Genomic DNA, 14,976 nt, shown 5'->3' with positions numbered 1-14,976 from the left:
AACGTACGGGGCGATTCATTCTCCTGTTCGGAATGAAAGGTCCAGAGCGGACGCGCTATGGGTAAGCGACCCCATGGAGATCACGTCCACCCCAGTGGCGGCGTACTCGGGAACGGTTTCGATCGTGATTCCGCCGCTTGCCTCGCTCAGAACGTTTGCAGGTAGTTTTTCAACACCGCGCGCGACGTCGTCCGGTGTCATGTTGTCGAATAGAACGATATCGGCACCCGCAGCCGCTGCTCGTGGGCCATCGCTGGGTGATTCGACTTCAACCTCGATTTTCGTGGTGAACGATGCGCGATCGCGCATGGTCTCGATCGCGGTTTCGAGTCCCATCTCGGCGATGTGGTTGTCCTTGACCATCACCATGTGGGAAAGATCAAGCCGGTGGGTATCACCGCCACCGGCGACGATTGCGCGCTTTTCAAGCCGGCGGAGTCCGGGTGTTGTCTTTCTGGTTCCCGCGATCGCCACGGACTCTGAAATCTCCCGAGCAGCGGTAACCGCCCGGTGTGTTCGTGTGGCGACACCGCACGCGTGACCGATGGCGTTGACCACCACCCGCTCGCCACGAAGCAGCGATTTGGCCGGCCCACGCGCCGTGAGCAGCACGTCGCCGGTAGCAACCTGCTCACCATCGGATACCGCCGGCTCGACTGTGATCTCAGCATCGAGTACGGAAAACACCGCGCTGGCCACATCGATGCCGGCGACCACGCCGTCGTCTTTTGCAACCAACTGTGCGGTCGTTGTCCCCGGAACCGCGTTCGTCACGTCGTGGTGACCGAGATCTTCGGCCAGCCACGCCTCAATCTGCCGGCGTTCAATCAGCATGCGCTGGCTCCGTCAGGTAGTGACATCCTTTCGAGCGTTCGTTTTCCGCGGCTGCCCTGGCGATCAACAGCGCAGAGACGCTCTTACCACGGAGTTCGTACAGCTCTCGGGAGGTACGGGTTCGGATGTACGCGTCCACCTCACCTTTCAGCCGGCGGAGCACGCCCGTTGCACGTTTGAGCCCCTCCGGAGAGCGCTCGAGACCAACGTACTCGTCCATCACACGGCGTAGCCTGACGGATTTGTCCTCACCGAATCCCTCTGCGAGCGGCGGATCTCTGTCGAGCAGATCGGGTGCCTCGATTCGTTCCGGTTCGAAGCCGGCCGCCGTTTTCCCCGCTCGCAGCCCCCAGACGAGTCCTTCGAGCAGACTGGTGCTGGCGAGGCGGTTCGCGCCGTGGACACCAGTTGCCGAACACTCTCCGACCGCGAACAGCCGATCGAGTGTGGTGTGTCCCTCGGTGTCCACCGCAATGCCACCACAGAGAAAGTGTTCGGCGGGCGAGACTGGAATGCCCTCGCGCCAGTCGATCGCTCGATCGTCACACATTGTGGCAAGATCTGGAAATTCATCCTCGAAATCGAGCGGTGAGACATCGAGGCGAACGCCCCCGGTTCGTTCGTGTTCGTTGGCCACTGCCCGGGCGACCACATCTCGGGGGGCAAGCTCTGCGTCGGCGTGAATCTCGGGCATGAATCGCTCGCCGTCTCCATTCCGGAGGAAAGCGCCTTCCCCACGGACAGCCTCGCTGAGAAGGAACGGATCGTCGCCAGTGTAGACGGTTGGGTGGAACTGGACGTACTCCATATCGCGGACACGAGCACCAGCAAGCGCCGCCATAGCGATTCCGTCGCCGGTCGATCCGTCGGGATTTGTCGATTGGGGATACAGCTCACCAATGCCGCCGGTTGCCAGAACGGTCGCCCCGGCAAACACCGGCTGCACGTCGCCGTCGTGTTCTAAATATGCGCCGTGGACGCGCCCTTCGTGGGTCAACAGCTCGAGTGCGGCCGTATCCTGATGGATCGTCACCGATTCGAGTGATGCGAGATGGTTGAGAAACGGCCCCAGAATGTGCCGGCCGGTCGAGGCATCGACGTGGAGAATCCGCCGTTTCGAGTGTGCGGCTTCGCGGCCGTAGGCGTACTCCCCGTTATTCCCGTCGAACGGAATCGAGAGCGTCTCGAACAGCACGTCCTCGACGGCCGGTTTCGCGTTCTCGACGAGCAGCTCCACCGCCTCGGGATCGGCCGTATCGTCGCTGGCAGCGAGGATGTCGGCTTTGAACGACTCTGGATCGGCCCGCGTCACGGCGATCCCGCCCTGTGCCCACCACGAAGCGGCGTGTTCGGGCTCGGTGGCTTTCGTTGCAAGCGTCACCTCTGCCCCTGCTCTGGCGGCCGCAAGCGCCGTTGCACAGCCGCCGATACCGCTGCCAACCACGAGCACATCCGTCGTCTCTGTGATATCCATCAACTTACACCTCCAGCATCCGATCGAGTGCGACCTGTGCGAGCTCTGCCTCATCGGGTGCGACCGAGATCACGTTCCGTTCGCGGTCTTCGAGCAGCTCTTCGAGCACCCAGGTGAGATAGTTCGGGTCAATCTGGCGCATCGCATTGCAGTCCATACACGAGTCACCACACAGCGGGATGACGTTCACGTTGGGATGCCAGCGCTGGAGGTGGTTCGTGAGGTGAATCTCGGTTCCGATCGCCCACGTTTCACCAGGCTCTGCGTTCTCGATCGTCGAGCATATCGTTGAGGTCGATCCGGATACGTCGGCTGCCTCGACGACCTCACGTCTGCACTCGGGGTGGACGATCACGTTTGCGTCGGCGTGTTGGTTGCGGACTTCCTCGATGTGCTCGACGCGGAACCGTTCGTGCACCTGACAATAACCGTCCCAGAGCACCACGTCAGCGTCGGCAACATCGCCATCGGTGCTTTCTGGTGCCCACGGATTCCACTCGACGGTCGAATCTGCCATCCCGAGCCGGTGGGCCGTGTTCTCCCCGAGGTGTTTGTCCGGCAGGAACAACACCGTCTCACCGCGATCGAACGCCCACTCGAACGCTTTGTGCGCGTTCGAGGAGGTACAGACCAGTCCGCCCTGCTCGGCACAGAACGCCTTCAAATCCGCGTACGAGTTCATGTAGGTGATCGGAATGATCTCCTCGCCGGGAATCTTCTCAGTGATCTTCGCCCAGGCGGCGTCCACCTGGAGCGCTTCTGCCATTCCGGCCATCGGACACGACGCTTCCATGGATGGGAGGATCACCGTCTGTTCGTCATCGGTGATGATGTCTGCGCTTTCTGCCATGAACGTGACGCCACAGAAGATCACGTAGGAGGCGTCTGCCTCGGCCGCGCGTTTCGATAGCTCGTAGGAGTCACCGATGAAATCGGCGTGCTCGACGATCTCTCGGCGCTGGTAGTTGTGTCCCAGGATGATAACGTCATCACCCAGGAGTTCTTTGGCCGTTTCGATGCGATCAGTCCGCTCGTCGGCCGACAGATCGCGGTACGCCGGTGGGAGGCGTTCGAGCGTATCGTATTTGAACAAGCTGAGTTCCGTCTCGAACCCCGTGGTTTCCATTTCTGCCATTGGTCGGCACCGAAGTTACTCATTCATGGATCGCTTATATTGATAAACTTTTTTCTTCAATAACCGGAACCGTGGGCAATATTTCGTGATAACCGCGTTCGAGGCGGTCTGTGGTTACCTGCTCTTCTCGAGGTGGTGACCGACCGCGTCGAGAAATCGATTCGGTGCGGTAATTGGTCCCAGGTGGCCCACACCATCGAATTCGACGAATTTGCTGTCCGGCAGGCGCTCGTCGACGACACGAATGGAGTCTCTGAGATGCTGTGGGCCCTCGCTTCCCGAGAGCAACAGTGCCGGCGCGTCGATCTCGAGCGTGTCGTCGAGTTCGAACGATTCGAGTGCTCGATCCATCCGGAGATTGTTTTCGACGAATGTGACGCTTTTTGGCCATCCTGGCCACTCCTTGAGCCACGCCTCGAACTGTGGAACGTCGCCACCATGGATCACCTCTCGGAGGTGCGCCTTCGCCGCCGCGCGCGGTCGACCATCATCGAGATGGCGTTGTATCGTTTCAGAGAGCGACGCTTCGTTCCGGTATTCCCCGACCAGATACGCCGGTTCGTACGCAACAACCGATCGGACGGGACGACGCCTTGCGGTCTCTAACGCGAGGAGTCCACCGAACGAGTGTCCAATGAGCACTGGTGTCCCGTCAATCGCATCGAGGACCGCACAGCAATCTTCGATCTCTTGTTCGATGCTGTAGGTCGGTCCATCTCCGCTGTCACCACGGCCGCGTCGATCCGGACGGATCACCCGGTGGTCTTCGGCGAGCGCGTCGGTCAGTGGATCCCAAAAGCGGTGGGTTCCCCCGCCATGGAGACAACAGAGCGGTGATCCGTCTCCCTGGCTGTCGTAGGCGATCGTCGTTCCATCTTCTGATTCGACAGTTTGCATGGAGTCGTCCTTGTTCAGGCCACCGGAAGTGGCTTTCTCGCAGTACGACGGGCTTTTTTACCGGGGGAGTGGTGGCCAGCTCGTTCCGATGGTCGTTTCGAGCAGGTGTTTTTGTGCACGACGGAGCCGCTCGGAGCATGATGATGGCGCAATATCCAGTTCTGCGGCGATCGCTTCGAGCGTCGTCTCGCGTGGCACCGCAAAGTAGCCGCGTTCGTAGGCGACCCGCAACGCTTCGTGCTGGGGATCGGTCAGCCCGTCGCCGGCTGTGGCGGCCTCCTCAATTGGAGTGAGTCGTTGGACACTAATCGCACCCTCGCGGTTCCAGAACGAGACGAATGCTTCGACGGTTTTCCGGTCGGCGAACCAGCCAGATTGACGCCAGCCCGTGGGTGTCACCTCGATGCGTTCGATCGTCGCGTTGGCGCTGGCCAGTGCTCTGAGTCCATCGAGATCGTCGATTTTCCTACTCAGTTGTTCGGTTTCGCTACGGGCGGGTTCGATCTGATAGCGGCTGGTTTCGCCAGCCGTCCCGAGATGAACCGATCGATCGACGAACTCACTCGTCTCGAACGCTCGTTCGACCGCTGGCTGGTCGTCGTGGGTAACCGTCACCACGAACGGCGGCCGCCGGCCGTGGTTGTACTGCATTTTCAGTTGGATCGTCGCTTCGGGAACTGCCCGGGCAACGTCCACCAGTGGCAACGCCGGACAACTGATGTCGAACTCGGCGAACAGTTCCATGTCCGATCAACGGCTGCCACACGAATTTGCCGTTCGATCGATCTCTCTGCTTCTTCGATTGTTCCATCGATCTGCGTTCTCAAACACGAGCAGCGAATAGATACGGTCGTTCGGCAACTGCAATGAATCATGGACCAGCATTACGAGGCGATCGAACGAGCGTTCCCCGAACTGGCATCCATCGAGAACAGCGAGCTTCGCGATAGTGTTCGCGAGGCGTGGGCCATCGCGATGACTGACAATGCTATCGCCGACATCGAAGCCGTGCCATGGTTCCCACCGGTTCAGCGGTCGCTCGATCTGTCCAACGAACGGCTCGTCCCCCACATTCGAGACGTGACACAGGGGGCGCTTGCTCTCGTTGCGACGCTCAAGGAACGTCGGTCAGTGACACTCTCGGTCGATACTGTGATCGCTGGCGCGCTGCTCCACGATGTCAGCAAGCTCTATGAGTTCGACGGGATGGAAGCGACCACCATTGGTACTCTGCTCGGTCATCCGTACTATGGGGTGTCTGTGATCGCGGCAGCCGAATTGCCGGTCGAACTCGCACATATCGTCCTCTCACACACGCATCGAACGAATATCGAGCCGGCGACGCTTGAAGCGACGGTCGTCCGACAGGCCGATGCCGTCGCAGCGGCTGCAATTCGTGCACAGGCTGACACGGATTACAACACGACATAACCCGGCCATTCCACCGTCGAAGGGCTCCTCGACGGTTACCTCTCTCGTTCGAACACGACGTTTCCATCCACGATCGTGTGGGTCACACCAATATCGGCGATCACTTCAACTGGTACGTCCCACGGTGATCCATTGAGAACGACCAGATCGGCTCGTTTTCCCGCCTTGATCGTCCCCAGACGATCCGCAGCAAAGCCAGCGTGGGCTCCACCAGTGGTGTAGGCCCGAAGTGCCTCCGTGACGGTGAGTCGTTGACGTTCATGTGGCGCGGTGACAGCCTGCTGGACGCCAAACAGCGGATTCATCGGCATGCAATCGCTCCCAAAGGCGAGCACGACGCCCGCATCGAGCAGCCGACGGAACTGGTTCGTTCGTGCCGTGCGATCGACACCGAGACAGTCCTCGTACAGGCCGCCCTCGCGGGCCCATTTCAGGAAGTTGGGTTGCGCAGAGACGACCACGCCGCTCTGTGCGATCGCATCGATCAGCTCCGCCGTGAGCAGTTCAGCGTGTTCGATCCGGTGGCGCGCGCCAGCGGGATCTTCAGTCCTCTCGAACCGATCGAGCACGGTTTCGATTGCCACATCGCCAATCGCGTGCACGGCGTACTGAAATCCACTTGCGTCGGCTCGTTCGATCAGCCCTTCGAGTTCGTTGGGGGCGGTGACCCATTGTCCGGTGTCACCATCCTCGTACGGTTCGGAAAGCTTGGCGGTCCGTCCACCGAAACTGCCGTCGGCGAAGGATTTTATTGCACCTGTCCGAACAAACTCCGAGCCGTAATTTGTGCGCTCGCCGAGTTCGATCAACGCATCGAGATGGTCGCTCCAGTAGTTGATCCGCACCCGGAGATTCAGCGCATCCGCGAGATCGAGCGCCCGATACACCTGTGGAGCGGTGGAATTCCTGACAAAATCGTGAACGCCGGTAATTCCGAGTTCGTGAGCGCGATCACGGGCGGCCTCGATCAACGAGCGCATTGCAGTCGCGTCCGGTGTCGTCGCCTCGTGAATCACGTTCAGCGCATCCTCGACAACGACGCCAGTTGGGTCGCCGTTTTCACGATGAACGTCGTGTTCGGGGAATTCATTGGCAAACTGATCGAACGCCACCGAATTCAGCGATCCCGTGTGAAGGTCCTCCCGAAATGCGACCACGGGCCGATCCACACTCACCTGATCCAGATCTGCCATCGTGAGCCGTCGTCGCTCGTCCCACTCGGTCTCGTCGTAGCCATAGCCACAGATCCAGCCCGAATCTGTCCGCTCACGCTCTTCATTGAGCCGGTCGATCGCGTCGGCGATGTCGTCGGTCCCGGAGAGATCAGCCTGGACGAGCCGCCGACCGAGCTGTTCGAGATGTGTGTGTGCATCGATGAATCCCGGCAGTACGACTGCACCATCGAGATCCAGCACGTCCGTCGTCGCTCCACGGAGAAAGTTGATCTCGTAACTCGATCCGACTCTGATGATTTCGCCGTCACGAATCGCAATAGCCTCGTGGATTTCATCCGGCTCTGTCAGGCTGTGAATGCGTCCATTGGTCAGCACCAATCCTGCGGGGTCGGTCATGACCGTAGCCAACGGTCCCAACGCAAAATATCGACTGGACTCCCTGTTGTTTCGCCTTGCTACCAACGGGTCTTAGTCGATTGACTGCCGATTGGATGGCATGACCACGCCATCGGCGCTCGCCGAACGTGTTTCTGCGGGTGAGATTGCCCTGCACGAACTCGAAGCGCAGACCGACCCCGACACCGCCGCCGCTGCCCGGCGGGAACTGCTCGAATCGACAACTAATGCTGACCTTTCGGCCGTCGGTTCGTTCACTTTCGACGCCGATGTGGTCCAGTCGGCGATCGAAAACATGGTTGGTGCCGTTCAGATTCCGGTCGGCGTTGCCGGCCCGGTTGCCATCGACGGTTCGAGCGCGTCAGGCACCAGTTATCTGCCGCTGGCGACGACCGAGGGCGCGCTCGTCGCTTCGATCAACCGTGGCTGTTCGGCGATCCAGACGGCGGGCGGTGCAAACGCACACGTGCTCGATTCGAAGATGACTCGAGCCCCTGTCTTTCGGGTGGAAAACGTCCATGCGGCGAGCGCGCTCGCCGAGTGGGTAGACGAGAACTTCGACGCGCTCGCCGACGCTGCCGAGGCGACGACGAATCACGGGAAACTGCTTGACATTCGCCCGTACGTCGTCGGTGATTCGGTCTTCTTGCGGTTTGCCTACGACACGAAAGACGCCATGGGGATGAACATGGCCACGATCGCCACACAGGCCGCCTGTGAGCTGATCGAGGCCGAAACCACGGCTGACCTCGTCGCACTCAGTGGCAATCTCTGTTCGGATAAGAAACCCGCGGCGATCAATCTCATCGAGGGACGCGGTCGAACCGTGGCAGCAGACGTTCAGCTCACGGCATCGCAGGTCGCCGACCGCTTCGATACGACTCCAGGGGCGATCGAGGAGGCGAACACCAGAAAGAACCTGCTCGGCAGCGCACGTGCCGGCAGTCTCGGTTTCAATGCGCATGCGGCCAATGTGATTGCCGCGGTCTTTCTCGCCACGGGCCAGGATCCCGCACAGGTCGTCGAAGGCGCGAACACAATCACCAGCGTCGACGTTCGCGACGGCGATCTCTACGCCAGCGTGACGATTGCCAGTCTCGACGTGGGAACGGTCGGCGGCGGAACGAAGCTCCCGACTCAGTCCGAAGGACTGGAACTGCTGGGTGTGGCTGGTGGTGGCGATCCTGCGGGTGCCAACGCGGACGCGCTCGCAGAAGTCATCGCCACGGGCGTGCTCGCGGGCGAACTCTCGCTGCTCGGCGCGCTCGCCTCGGACAATCTTGCGTCGGCGCACGAAGAACTCGGGCGGTAGTCACTGACCTGGCCTGAGCGGACATTCGATCTATTCAACTGTATTGTAGTACGTCGATGCGCTTGACTGCTAGAGAACGCAACTGACGTTTCACTCTTTGCGAAACACGTCACTGTTGCGGGCTGATTCAATTTCATCTCTAGCCGTCTCCATATCTTCTGGACCGAAACGCAGTTCAACACTTTCTTCTCGGAGTATGTTTCGCATCTCGAATCGATTGACGCCGGCAAGCCGTGCCAAGGGTACTGTCACCTGTGGAATACAGCGACACCGCAGCTGCAACCCGTGCGTTCTGATTCTCGGTGAAATACTCACGGAGAACATGACGGATCGCGTCGCTTTTGTTTTCGAAGATTCCCGCTCTAACAGCTCCCTCCAGTAGATCGGTGAGATCGTCCGGAATAGTAGCAGTGGTTCAGGACATGCCTTCACTCAAGCTATGGACTTCATACAGTATTTGAATTTTGGCGAGGACAGAAAATGATAAAAACTGCATAGAAGGCTGCTGAGTCAGATGGTTTTTTAGAAATCCGGATAGCAGGGGCCGAGTCGACCTACACGTCTTTGAAGTGACTCACAGCACAGCGTGAGTAGGTCAGCTCCCGACCGTCGGCCTCTGTAGGCGCTGGGTCGCCACAGTAGTTTTCGGTCCCGGACGAACCCATCACCGTTTTCATTGTCCCTTCTGGCCGTTCGTGCAGCCCGGCCAGATCGTGGTGTGTGGGTTCACCAACGATCAGATTGTGGCCGATCTCGTGGAGTGCTCCAACGAGACCGGAGCGATCGCCGACCCCCTCCGCCGCGAATGGAACGTACTCCTCACCGAGTCGTGCTATCGATCGCCCGCCGGCATAGGTGCCCACGTTCGATCCAACCCAGCTGAGCCCCCCGCCCCCGCCGTCGAAAAGGACGAGATTCGAGTGGGGTACTGGCTCGCCCGGTTTTCTGTCGGAGCGCAGCCACTCCGTGTAGAAATCCAGGGGATGCTCGTAGGTCGTCTGGCCAGTGCCGTCGATTTGTGGACCGGTGAACGAGTCAAACGGTCCGACCTCCACGGCCGGGACAGCAATACTCGGCAACGTCACGTCTACAGCGTATGGAACGTGCGATCGTGCGAAGGCCTCCTCGATCGCCGTCTTCGTCCGTTGCTGGGCCCGCCACGGATCACCGAAATTGCTCTGTGACCAGCTGGTAAGGCCTTCCGAAAGCCAGACAGCGATTTCGAAGGTCCCCTGAACAGGGGTTGGATCGGGCTCTGTTTCCGTTCCATTTTCTGGTGGCTTCGTGCACGAACCGCCATCACTGCCGTCCGAAATCCGCTCCCAGTACACCGATGAATCGGATGGAACAGCGTTTCTCGAGTTGATCGTTGCCTCCCAGATCGCCCCCTCATGACGCACCGTATCACCAACCTGATACAACGTCTGCGCGTCCCAGTCAGTAACCGTCCCTTCTGCTGTGGCGCTGGAACTCGCCATCGAACTCACTGCGCCCGTACTGGCTCCGGCTATCGCCAGTGATCGTAGCATTGACCGCCGATTAATCCCTCCCGCTTCTCTCATCTCATCAGACATCCAATTGGTATGTCTCTGGAAATATCTATAAGAATTCTTCGATTTTGAGATGAGGTCGGTAAATGAACCAGAAAACGTCAGCGAAAATCAATCGATGTCGTACAGCTCGGCGTGGTCCACACAGAACTCGGGGTCACGGAGCTGTGCTTCGATCACGCCTGGATGGCGGTGTCGGTCAGCCAGCCGACAGTGTCCGACGTCACAAAAGGCTGTGCCGGTGTCGAGAAAGTGGAACGCACTCAGCGCGTAGCCACAGAGCGCGTCGGTCGTCCGCGGGTCGTCTTCGATCAGGAACTCGCCTTCAATTTCGGTTTCGAGCACCTCGCGTGGGGGTGTGTCGCCGGAGATGAGCGCGTGGCGCTGTTGTGCTTTGTAGTATTGTTCGGGTTTGGCGGGCGCTTCGTACAGTCCGGGAACGGAGATGAGCGTTGGCTGGCCGAGGATCGAGACGCGCTTGTGCCAGCGCCCGTCGTGGTCGCCCCACGTTCCGAGCACGCGATCGATGAGAATGATATGCACATTGGACAGTCCGCGTTCACCGTCCGGCAACCGCTCCCGGAGCGCGTCCTGGATCGCACGTCCGTCGTAGAGAACGCCACCTGCCCGATCGGGGGTTTCGAGCGCGCGCTCTTCATAGCGGATGATACCGAACATCTCCGAGCCGGTGGAGCGATCGTACGGGCCGTTCACCCGCGCCCTGGCGAACGCCCGCGCCAGCTCATCGTCACCGTGTCGGGAGCAAAATCGGTCACGCACACTGACGCTGGGTGCAATTCTTGGCGCGAGCCAGTCAGCGATCGCGTCGCTATCTGCGACGGTCGTGGGTGCTCGATACAGCGACAGTGCTGTCACCATTGTGGGACCTAGTCGTCAGCAGGGGCCGCGTTTGATTTGAGCTCGACGGGTTCGGCGTCAACACCGAGTTCGTCGAGTGCAACCTGCGCTGCACGTTTGCCCGAGAGCAACATGGCACCGAACGTCGGGCCCATTCGTGGAAGACCGTACGTGGTTGCAACGGCCATTCCCGTCACGATGAGCCCGTCGTGTGCCAGTCCAGTGTGCTCGACGACGGCGTCCTCGCTCTTGCCAACCCACATCGAGTCGTGGCCGGGCGAATCGTGCCCTGGAGCGCCGTACTGACCGTCCTCGGTCTGGTCCATTCCGGAGTTGGATTTTGCACTCTCAATTCCCGGGGCGTTTAGCACGCCACGCTGGTCGAGCTTTTTGATGGCCATCGCGTCGTGACCAGTCGCATCGATGACGAGCTTCGATTCGACCGCAATCGGGTCAACACAGGTGAGCTCTCGCGGCAGCGCGTGGACTGGCGTCCAGTTCATCACGATCCCGCCGATCCGGTGGTCTTCTCGAATGACGATATCAGTAAACTCCGTCATGTTCTGGATTTTTGCACCGGCGTCACACGCCGCCTTGATCATCGCAGAACAGGCGTGTGGCCCGTTGGCGACGTAGAGCCCGTCGCTTTCTGCGGCCGGTTTGTAATCCACGTCGAACTCGTCGAACACGGCCTCGGCCGGCGATCGAACCGTCACCTTGTTCATCAAAAAGCCACCGAGCCAGAATCCACCACCCAGGTAGTTGTTCTTCTCGACGATCATCGTCTTTACACCGCGCGAGGCGAGCTCCGTCGCCGCCATCAACCCCGATGGTCCCCCACCGATGATGATCACGTCGCTGTCGGAAAAGTCCATGAACTCGTCGGTCCACTCCTGACCGATCGCCCGCGTCACGTCTGCTTCGCCAACATCACTGAATGAGCCGAACTCTGAGTCGGACATACAACTCGGTGGTATTGCCGAGTGGTGATGGATGTTTCGATTTTTCATACAGAGGAAACGACACCATAAAAAACAATGATAGACTGCTCAGCAGCTCGGTAGGGATCACAATCACTGTGTTTCAAAGCGGTCGATGATCTCCTGATACTGACACCGAATGGTCATACACGAAACGTCAGCCACGTTCGAGACTTCACGCTGGGTGATTCGGCGTCCGGTGTGCTGGCCGGCGGCGTACAACGCTGCGGCTGCGACGCCGACCGGACTCTTTCCGGAGGTGAATGCGGTTCCGGCGACGAGCTCGCACATTGCCGTTGCCCGACGGCGGACGCCGTCGTCACAGCCCAGCTTGGACGCAAATCGAGGAATGTAGGCCGTCGGATCGGTTGGTTCGAACGAGAGTCCAAGCTGACTGGTGATCTCCCGGTAATCGCGTCCAATCCGTCCGTATTCGACTCGGGAGACCCCTGCCATTTCGTCCAGCGTTCGGGGGATTCCCTCCTGTCGGGTGGCAGCGTACAACGCCCCGGTGGCAACACCTTCGATCGATCGCCCACGGACAACGTCGCACGACAGCGCCCGACGGTAGATCACACTGGCCGTCTCTCTCGTGGATTTTGGGAGCCCAAGCGCGCTGGCCATCCGATTGATTTCGACCAGTCCCTGTTTGAGCGTTCGCTCGGGGCCGTTGTACGCTTGACAGCGGTTGTTCCACGTCCGCAAGCGTGCAATCTGAGAGCGCTTTTTCGAAGACAGCGCGTTCCCATTCGCATCAAATCTTTGACTACCTATCTTTGTTGATAAACCTTTGTCATGTCTGATCTGTGTGGTCGGTGCGCCCACTCGAGATCGACGATCATTTTCTTCGACACTGTACGCCTTCCACTCCGGACCACGATCGACCACGTCCTCCTGTACGATGGTTCCACAGTCTGAACAGGCGTATTCGCCGCGTTTTGGATCTTCGGTTACTCGCCCCTCACACTGTGGACACGTCGAACGAGTTGTGATACCACTCATCTGATTTAGACAGTCTACATTCCTATCTCACAAAAGCATTCCCTAGCAATTTTTAACAATTTCAGTAATTATTGGGCAATTGACTGTCCTGGGTCGATAGACGCCGTCGTTTGGTGGACGGCGTGTGGCCCAGGGTCGACCGAATCACCCGTCTTGCCGGTGCAGTTCGATCGCTCCGTCGGGAATCTCGTAGCTTGCGAGCAACTCAGGTGGGTTCTCCGTGTCGTTGGTGTTCTTATCGACCCCATAGACCGACCAGGTCGCTCGGTCGCGCTCGAGGTCGAGGATCGCGTAGCCGTGGGCGTACCAGTCGAGATACGCCAGATGCTCGTTGTGGTCTCTGGCGATTTCCTCAAGCAGTGCTTGATCCCAGTCACTGGGAAAATCGATGACATCGGCGGCGTTGGCGCTCGTCACCGGTGGTGCCATCAGTTCGACACCAACACGATCGAAATCCCACGACACCTCGCCGTATCCGGCCTGCTGATAGCCAGCCATCGCCGCGTGGAGATCACCGGTCACAGAGATGAAGTTCCGAACGCTGCTGTCTTCGACGTGCGCTAGCAGTTCCGCGCGCTCTGCCTGATAGCCGTCCCACGAGTCGTGGAGAAACTCGATCTGGTTTGCACCATCACCGGCCGTTAACGGCATCGTTAGCACTTCATTGGCCCACACTGTCCAGCGGGCATCGGATTCTTCGAGGATCGTTTTGAACCAGGCTTTTTGCGCAGCTCCGAGCATCGTCCGGTCGGCTCGCTCCTCTGTCCGGCAGGTAATGGTTGCATCCGGACACGGCTGGGCGTCTCGGTACAGCCGTTCGTCAGTGATCATCCACTCGGCAAGATCGCCGAATTCGAACCGTCGCCAGAGCTGGAGTCGTTCGTGGAGTTCGTTCGCAGACGGATCGTACTCCACCCGCTCTGGCATAAACTCCACCCAGGCCTGAATCCCATTGACGGTCACCTCCGTGGCGAACGCTGGATCGTCGCCATTTTCGTGCGGTGGCAACACCGGTGCCCCCGTCTGGTCGTCCCAGTAGCGGTTGTTTGCTATCTCATGGTCGTCCCAGCCGGCGATGAGTGTGTGTCGTTCCAGGGCACTCTGTAAGTGCTGATCGCTCCGGTACGTTCGGTGCAAATACCGGAAATCTTCCAGCGTGGTGGCAAGTGAGTTTCCACTGGGCAACGACAGCTGTCGGTCTTCGAATGCGGGACTTGATGGCGATCGATACCGCCCGTCGGCTGCCTCGTAGATAAAATCGCCCAGATGCAGCAGATAGTCTACATCGGTGTTTGCGAGGTGGTGGTACGCAGGGTAGTAGCCGTTCTGGTAGTCCTGACAGGTCAACACGGCCAGTGTGAGCCGATCGGGGCTCGCGTCATACTCGGGGAGCGTCCGACATCGACCCGTCTCGCTTGCGACACCGTCGTAGACGAACCGATAGTGGTAGAATCGATCGGATTCGAGTATCCCGTCGAGATCGATCGTGACGGTGTGGTCACTCGCAGGCCCAACCGACTCGTCCACAACGCCACGATACACCAGAGTATCCGCTCCGAATGATTCGTCGGTTGCGACTTCGACACCAAGTGAATGGCCCTCCTCGGCGATCGACGGCGAGAGCCGTGTCCACAACAACACTCCCGACGGCGTGGGACCGCCGCTGGCGATAGACTGGGGAAAAACAGTTCCCGCGTCGCCTCCGGTCGTGGCGAACGGTTCGTCTCTGGGGCTCGTTCCGGCGGGCTGTGCGATCGCGCGCTGGCTCAACGCGTCTACCAGTCCCCCAACGAGTGCCGACGAAGCTGCTCCCTGGAGAAAGGCGCGGCGGTTTATCGGGCGATTCGACGGCTCGGTGGCGCTGTCCTCACGGCGCTCCATCGACCTTATCTGTTGAATAAAAATACAATAAAGTTGCTAATAGTTAGTATA

13 protein-coding genes and 1 pseudogene are annotated in these 14,976 nt (G+C 59.6%); 2 read left to right on the top strand and 12 right to left on the bottom strand.

What is annotated here, in order from left to right; all coding sequences use genetic code 11:
- Positions 1–15: 15 nt before the first annotated feature.
- From nadC to JXQ78_RS08900, 5 genes are all read right to left on the bottom strand, one after another.
- Positions 16–834 (bottom strand): carboxylating nicotinate-nucleotide diphosphorylase, encoded by an 819-nt coding sequence (nadC, locus tag JXQ78_RS08920; protein WP_330630422.1) that lies wholly within the window; start codon positions 832–834, stop codon positions 16–18.
- Positions 824–2,308 carry an L-aspartate oxidase gene (locus JXQ78_RS08915; protein WP_330630421.1) on the bottom strand — a complete coding sequence of 495 codons (1,485 nt, stop codon included), beginning with the start codon at positions 2,306–2,308 and terminating at the stop codon, positions 824–826. The genes nadC and JXQ78_RS08915 overlap by 11 nt, the downstream gene beginning before the upstream one ends.
- 4 nt (positions 2,309–2,312) lie before the next feature.
- Complete coding sequence (gene nadA / locus JXQ78_RS08910) at positions 2,313–3,434, bottom strand: quinolinate synthase NadA (protein ID WP_330632812.1); 1,122 nt, start codon at positions 3,432–3,434, stop codon at positions 2,313–2,315.
- A 123-nt stretch (positions 3,435–3,557) separates the two neighbouring features.
- Positions 3,558–4,340: an alpha/beta fold hydrolase gene (locus tag JXQ78_RS08905; protein WP_330630420.1), complete on the bottom strand. Its 783-nt coding sequence runs from the start codon at positions 4,338–4,340 to the stop codon at positions 3,558–3,560.
- A gap of 57 nt (positions 4,341–4,397) precedes the next feature.
- Positions 4,398–5,084: a helix-turn-helix domain-containing protein gene (locus tag JXQ78_RS08900; RefSeq protein ID WP_330630419.1), complete on the bottom strand. Its 687-nt coding sequence runs from the start codon at positions 5,082–5,084 to the stop codon at positions 4,398–4,400.
- Positions 5,085–5,213: 129 nt separating this feature from the next.
- On the opposite strand from JXQ78_RS08900, the gene JXQ78_RS08895 reads away from it, so the two are divergent.
- On the top strand, positions 5,214–5,771 hold the full coding sequence (locus JXQ78_RS08895) for an HD domain-containing protein (RefSeq protein WP_330630418.1): 558 nt from the start codon (positions 5,214–5,216) through the stop codon (positions 5,769–5,771).
- Between the two features lie 35 nt (positions 5,772–5,806).
- On the opposite strand, the gene JXQ78_RS08890 is transcribed toward JXQ78_RS08895, so the two are convergent.
- Positions 5,807–7,342, bottom strand: a complete 1,536-nt coding sequence (locus JXQ78_RS08890) for an amidohydrolase (RefSeq protein ID WP_330630417.1) — start codon at positions 7,340–7,342, stop codon at positions 5,807–5,809.
- A gap of 100 nt (positions 7,343–7,442) precedes the next feature.
- Here JXQ78_RS08890 and hmgA point away from each other — a divergent pair, with 100 nt between their 5' ends.
- Positions 7,443–8,654 carry a hydroxymethylglutaryl-CoA reductase (NADPH) gene (hmgA, locus tag JXQ78_RS08885; protein ID WP_330630416.1) on the top strand — a complete coding sequence of 404 codons (1,212 nt, stop codon included), beginning with the start codon at positions 7,443–7,445 and terminating at the stop codon, positions 8,652–8,654.
- A 90-nt stretch (positions 8,655–8,744) separates the two neighbouring features.
- On the opposite strand, the pseudogene JXQ78_RS08880 reads toward hmgA, so the two are convergent.
- The 6 genes and pseudogenes from JXQ78_RS08880 to JXQ78_RS08855 form a co-directional block, all read right to left on the bottom strand.
- Positions 8,745–9,057: pseudogene (locus tag JXQ78_RS08880) on the bottom strand (UPF0175 family protein).
- Positions 9,058–9,208: 151 nt separating this feature from the next.
- Positions 9,209–10,228: a hypothetical protein gene (locus JXQ78_RS08875; protein ID WP_330630415.1), complete on the bottom strand. Its 1,020-nt coding sequence runs from the start codon at positions 10,226–10,228 to the stop codon at positions 9,209–9,211.
- An 87-nt stretch (positions 10,229–10,315) separates the two neighbouring features.
- A complete protein-coding gene (locus JXQ78_RS08870; RefSeq protein WP_407934013.1) occupies positions 10,316–11,083 on the bottom strand; it encodes a DUF7001 family protein in 768 nt (255 codons plus the stop codon).
- 8 nt (positions 11,084–11,091) lie between these two features.
- Positions 11,092–12,024, bottom strand: coding sequence for a sulfide-dependent adenosine diphosphate thiazole synthase (locus JXQ78_RS08865; protein WP_330630414.1), 933 nt, complete (start codon positions 12,022–12,024; stop codon positions 11,092–11,094).
- Positions 12,025–12,135: 111 nt separating this feature from the next.
- Positions 12,136–13,044 (bottom strand): transcription initiation factor IIB, encoded by a 909-nt coding sequence (locus tag JXQ78_RS08860; protein WP_330630413.1) that lies wholly within the window; start codon positions 13,042–13,044, stop codon positions 12,136–12,138.
- Positions 13,045–13,188: 144 nt separating this feature from the next.
- Positions 13,189–14,925 (bottom strand): alkaline phosphatase D family protein, encoded by a 1,737-nt coding sequence (locus JXQ78_RS08855; protein WP_330630412.1) that lies wholly within the window; start codon positions 14,923–14,925, stop codon positions 13,189–13,191.
- Positions 14,926–14,976 lie beyond the last annotated feature (51 nt).

The sequence above is a fragment of the Halocatena halophila genome, assembly GCA_027563145.1.
In the GTDB taxonomy this organism is placed as follows: domain Archaea; phylum Halobacteriota; class Halobacteria; order Halobacteriales; family Haloarculaceae; genus Halocatena; species Halocatena halophila.
The sequence above is the reverse complement of the archived record's forward strand: the minus strand, read 5'-3'. Positions and strand labels throughout refer to the sequence as shown.